This window comes from Pseudomonas sp. R62 (assembly GCF_000257605.1).
Lineage (GTDB): Bacteria > Pseudomonadota > Gammaproteobacteria > Pseudomonadales > Pseudomonadaceae > Aquipseudomonas > Aquipseudomonas atacamensis.
Genome location: NZ_JH635998.1, coordinates 959,751 through 965,183, shown reverse-complemented (window position 1 = coordinate 965,183; position 5,433 = coordinate 959,751). Strand labels below are relative to the sequence as shown.

Sequence of the window (5,433 nt, the reverse complement as noted above, 5' to 3'; positions counted from 1 at the left end):
GCTGATAGCCGTTCACGGTAATGAGATTTTCGCCAAGGCACGCGAGAAAGGCGTGATCGTGGCATTCGAAGCAGCGGTGGCCGGTGGCATTCCGGTGATCAAGGCGATCCGCGAAGGCCTGTCCGCCAACCGCATCAACTGGGTTGCCGGGATCATCAACGGCACCGGCAACTTCATCCTCACCGAAATGCGCGAGAAGGGCCGTACGTTCGAAGACGTACTCGCCGAGGCGCAAGCGCTAGGTTACGCCGAAGCCGACCCGACCTTCGACGTCGAGGGCATCGATGCCGCGCACAAGCTGACCATTCTGGCGTCGATTGCCTTCGGCATTCCGCTGCAATTCGACAAGGCTTACACCGAAGGCATCACCAAACTGACCACCGCCGACGTCAACTACGCCGAAGCGCTGGGCTATCGCATCAAGCACCTCGGCGTGGCGCGCAGCACTGACGCCGGCATCGAGTTGCGCGTGCACCCGACGCTGATTCCGGCCGATCGCCTGATCGCCAACGTCAACGGCGTGATGAACGCAGTGATGGTCAACGGCGACGCCGCCGGTTCGACGCTGTTCTACGGTGCCGGCGCTGGCATGGAGCCGACCGCTTCGTCGGTGATCGCCGATCTGGTCGACGTCGTTCGCGCGATGACTTCCGACCCGGAAAACCGTGTGCCGCACCTGGCCTTCCAGCCGGACTCGCTGTCGGCGCATCCGATCCTGCCGATCGAAGCCTGCGAAAGCGCTTACTACCTGCGCATTCACGCCAAGGATCATCCGGGCGTACTGGCGCAGGTGGCGAGCATCCTGTCGGAGCGCGGCATCAATATCGAATCGATCATGCAGAAGGAAGTCGAAGAGCATGACGGCCTGGTGCCGATGATCCTGCTGACCCACCGCGTGGTCGAGCAGCGCATCAACGATGCGATCACCGCGCTGGAAGCACTGGCTGGCGTCGACGGCCCGGTTGTACGGATCCGTGTCGAACATTTGAACTAAAAGCAGCGGCAAGCTTCGAGCTGCAAGCGGCAAGAGAGAAGCAGTCTGGCTTTTACTTGCGACTTGCAGCTTGCAGCTTGCAGCTCAAACCGAAGGTTTGAAAAAAATGCGATATATCAGTACTCGCGGCCAGGCCCCGGCCCTGAATTTCGAAGAGGTCCTGCTGGCCGGTCTGGCGACCGATGGCGGTCTGTACGTGCCGGAAAACCTGCCACGTTTCACTCAGGAAGAAATCGCTTCCTGGGCCGGCCTGCCGTATCACGAACTGGCCTTCCGGGTGATGCGCCCGTTTGTCACCGGCAGCATTCCGGACGCCGATTTCAAGAAGATTCTCGAAGAAACCTACGGCGTGTTCGCCCACAGCGCCGTGGCGCCACTGCGTCAGTTGAACGGTAATGAATGGGTGCTTGAGCTGTTCCACGGCCCGACCCTGGCGTTCAAGGACTTCGCCCTGCAACTGCTCGGTCGTCTGCTCGATTACGTGCTGGAAAAGCGCGGCGAGCGCGTGGTGATTGTCGGTGCCACCTCTGGTGACACCGGTTCTGCGGCCATCGAAGGCTGCAAGCACTGCGAAAACGTCGACATTTTCATCCTGCACCCGCATCAGCGCGTATCGGAAGTGCAGCGTCGGCAGATGACAACGATCTTCGGCGAAAACATCCACAACATCGCCATCGAAGGCAACTTCGATGACTGCCAGGAAATGGTCAAGAACAGCTTCGCCGACCAGAGCTTCCTCAAAGGCACGCGTCTGGTGGCGGTGAACTCGATCAACTGGGCACGGATCATGGCCCAGATCGTTTACTACTTCCATGCGTCCCTGCAGTTGGGCGGTCCGGCGCGTTCGGTGTCGTTCTCGGTACCGACCGGTAACTTCGGCGACATCTTCGCCGGCTACCTGGCGCGCAACATGGGCCTGCCGATCAACCAGTTGATCGTCGCGACCAACCGCAACGACATCCTGCACCGCTTCATGAGCGGCAACCAGTACGTCAAGGAAACCCTGCACGCAACGCTGTCGCCGTCGATGGACATCATGGTGTCGTCGAACTTCGAGCGCCTGCTGTTCGACCTGCACGGCCGTAACGGTGCGGCGATTGCCGGCCTGATGGACTCGTTCAAAAAGGACGGCAGTTTCAGCGTCGAGCAAGAGCGCTGGACCGAAGCACGCAAGCTGTTCGATTCCCTGGCGGTGGACGATGCGCAGACCTGCGAAACCATCGCCGACGTCTACGAGCAAACCGGTGAGGTGCTCGACCCGCACACTGCCATCGGGGTGAAAGCCGCGCGCGAATGCCGTCGCAGCCTGGATATCCCGATGGTCATTCTGGGTACTGCCCATCCGGTCAAGTTTCCTGAGGCAGTGGAGAAAGCGGGTGTAGGAAAAGCGCTCGAACTACCTGCACATCTTTCTGATTTGTTTGAGCGAAACGAGCGCTGCACGGTTCTGCCAAACGACCTGAAAGCCGTGCAAGCCTTTGTCAGCCAGCATGGCAACCGCGGCAAGCCGCTCTAAGCCAGTAAAAGCTGTCACATTTTGAAGCCCGTCTCCTGACGGGCTTTTTTGTTTCTGCTGCCACACTGCTCGGGTTTTCACCCACGAAGGACGGGTGAGTCGATCACGAAGGAAATGGCAATGCTGTTTTACAGAGGTTTGAAACCGGCACTGGGCTGGTTGTTTTTGTTGGCGGTGCTGGGGTGGACACACAGCGGCGTGGCAGCGCAAATGGCACTCGATCAGGCCAATGCGTCAGCCAGTGTCCAGGCTATCGAGCTGGATGCGCACGAGCAGCAATGGATACGTGAAAACCCCAGAGTGACGGTGGCATCGGTGCAATATCCGTTGTACCTGTTTCAGGACGAACATGGCCAGTGGAGCGGTCTGAACAACGATGTGCTCAAGCGCGTCAGCGCAATGACCGGCCTGCAATTCGAGCACCAGGAATCGTTCTCTACCGACCATATGCTCGATCGCCTGCAAAGCGGGGTCGCGGACATCAGTACGACCTTGGCCATGAGCGATGATCGCAAGGCGTTTCTCGATTTCAGTCATGCTTTTGGAGGGGCAGGCTGGGTTTTTGTCGGACATGCCAATACCCCGCGGGTGGAGTCTTTCGAGCAACTGGCCAAGCGCGTTCTGGTGCTGCCCGCCCGTCATGCCCTGGAGGATGCGATTCGCCGCGATTATCCGTCGATTGAAATACGCTCGGTGAAAACCTACGCCGAAGCGCGGGCGCTGGTCGAGAGCGGTGAAGCCTACGCAACCATCGAAAACGAAATCGGCGCGCAGCTCTATCCGTTAGGCATGCTCAAGGTCGGTGCCCTGGTAGAGGGCAAGTGGGAAGCCGATCATCTGGCTGTACGAAAAGGCATGCCGCAACTACTGAGTATTCTCAACAAGGCGCTGGAAGCGTTCCCTGCGGCGGAGTTGCGGGCGATGCGTCTCAAGTGGCTGGCAGGCGTTTCGCCGCCGCCCGTGCCCTCCGTCTGGGAACGGCTGGTCGAGTGGGCATGTTGGGCGATGGGGGTAATCGGCGTTTTCGGAATGCTGTCGCTGGTGTGGAACAGGCGTCTGGCAGCCGTAATCAAGCTGCGCTGCGCAGCGGAAAAGGAGCTGGGTGATCAACTGGCCTTTCAGCACGCCCTGATCGATTCGATGCCGGATCCGGTGTTTGTCCGTGATCTGCACGGGCGCTTGATCATCTGCAATCGCAGTTACGAGGAAGCACTGTCGGTGCGCCTGGACCAGATGCAGGGGCGCCTGCTGATCGAAGTCGATGCGTTTCCGGAAACCACTGCGCGGATGCTGCACGATGAATTCATCGCCCAGTTGCAGACCCGCAAGTCGCGGTTCAGCAAACGACAGCTGCTGTTCAAGGGCGGGTCTCGCGAGGTGTATCAGTGGACCGTGCCGTTTTACAGCGGTGACGGTAAATTGCGCGGCCTGTTGGGTGGCTGGACCGATATCACTCAGCGCAGGACCGAGAGCGGGTGTCGCTGTCTGCCGTAAAGAAGGGAAATGTCCTGCAAGACGCGGCTACTTTTCTGATGGGAGGCTTAAGACGCCTGCCCTAGAGTGAACGACAACTGCGGTGAGAGTCCGCGATGATCGCTCCAGAGGTCGCCCATGCGCTCGCTTAAAGTCCTGATTCTTGAACCCAACCCGTTCCAGCTGATGGCATTGCATCAAATGCTCAATGCCATCGGCATCTACGATGTATTGACCGCGCCTTCGCTGGCGTCAGCCTTGAGTTCACTGGGGCATCGCGGCGCGGTCGATATCGCCATTTGCGATCCGCAGCTCAAAGGTGGCGATGGGCTGGCTTTGATTCATCACCTGGCGGCGCACCATGAGGCGCGTGCCCTGATTCTGCTGGGCTCGGTCGCGCAGAGTTTGATGAGTGATCTGGAGCCGCTGCTCCGCCAGCAACGCCTGCGCCTGCTGGGACGGCTGCAAACGCCGGTTTCGGCGGTGTTGATGAGAGGTCTGCTGGACAGTTATCTGATCACCCCGCAGGAGCTCATCGAGGCCTGAAACCGGCGAATATTTTTCTGTCATCTTCGCCGTGCATGCTCTGTCAGACTAGGACCCGCAAGGTCGGGACGCGACAGGCAGAACTTTCTTCTCGGGCCGGTGGTCATTTAATGTGAACACGCCCCAGGCACTGTGTTTTCGGACTATTGAGTGGAGATCGAGATGGAAAGTATCAGTCTATTGCTCGGTGAGGCTCTGAGCCCGTATCAGGTGACGCTGACCCCTCGCGGCAGCCATGGTGAATGTCTGGTGACGCTGAAGAACAGCAGCGGCGCCATTGTGGTGGAACGCGAATTCAATCAGGCCCAGTTGAGCGACAAGCGCTTGCTGACCGACGTGGTGGACGGCCTGCACCGTGACGTGATGATCGCCGAAGGGCGGTTGGAACCCTGCGTGATTGCGGCGTTGCGCAATGCAGCTCTGGACAAGCGTCCGGCCCTGTAAAGATGAAATATTTTTTGTGGGAACCTTCCTGCATCCCTGTCAGTCAGACCCCATAACAGCGAGATCAAGCATTGTGCTCCGGTGCTTGTCGCTTGCTGCTACGGGTCTCGAAGCAGACCCCGTTTAACCCCGAGTCGTCTCCCCACTTCTCGGGGTTTCTTTTGCCCGGCGTTTGCGCAGTGCGCGGCTTGTTGCTTGAAAAACCGAAGCGCCCGGCGCTGCTCAGATGGCCCCGTCTTCACGCAGCCGAGCGATTTGCGCCGCGTCGTAGCCCAGATCGCCAAGCACCTGCGCATTGTGTTCGCCCAACTGCGGCCCGACCCATTCGGATGAACCTGGGGTTTCGGAAAGTTTCGGAACGATGCCGGGCATCTTGAAGTCCTTGCCGTCCGGCAGCTTGGCATGCAGGAACATCTCTCGCGCCAGATATTGCGGATCGTTGAACATGTCCTCGGCGCTG

The 5,433-nt window shown here is 59.3% G+C and carries 6 protein-coding genes; 5 read left to right on the top strand and 1 reads right to left on the bottom strand.

The features are described 5' to 3' along the window. The 5 genes from OQK_RS05810 to OQK_RS05790 all read left to right on the top strand — a co-directional run. On the top strand, positions 1–994 hold a 994-nt coding region (locus tag OQK_RS05810; protein WP_038860621.1), incomplete at its 5' end, for a homoserine dehydrogenase. A gap of 106 nt (positions 995–1,100) precedes the next feature. Beyond that, positions 1,101–2,510, top strand: coding sequence for a threonine synthase (gene thrC / locus OQK_RS05805; protein ID WP_024011723.1), 1,410 nt, complete (start codon positions 1,101–1,103; stop codon positions 2,508–2,510). A gap of 120 nt (positions 2,511–2,630) precedes the next feature. Further along, complete coding sequence (locus OQK_RS05800; protein ID WP_024011724.1) at positions 2,631–4,004, top strand: transporter substrate-binding domain-containing protein; 1,374 nt, start codon at positions 2,631–2,633, stop codon at positions 4,002–4,004. Between the two features lie 117 nt (positions 4,005–4,121). Further along, a complete protein-coding gene (locus OQK_RS05795) occupies positions 4,122–4,529 on the top strand; it encodes a response regulator (RefSeq protein WP_016771531.1) in 408 nt (135 codons plus the stop codon). 162 nt (positions 4,530–4,691) lie between these two features. Further along, positions 4,692–4,973, top strand: a complete 282-nt coding sequence (locus tag OQK_RS05790) for a DUF3509 domain-containing protein (RefSeq protein ID WP_016771530.1) — start codon at positions 4,692–4,694, stop codon at positions 4,971–4,973. A 222-nt stretch (positions 4,974–5,195) separates the two neighbouring features. On the opposite strand, the gene OQK_RS05785 is transcribed toward OQK_RS05790, so the two are convergent. After that, a partial coding sequence (locus OQK_RS05785) for a CoA transferase (RefSeq protein WP_177318472.1) occupies positions 5,196–5,433 on the bottom strand: 238 nt, incomplete at its 5' end.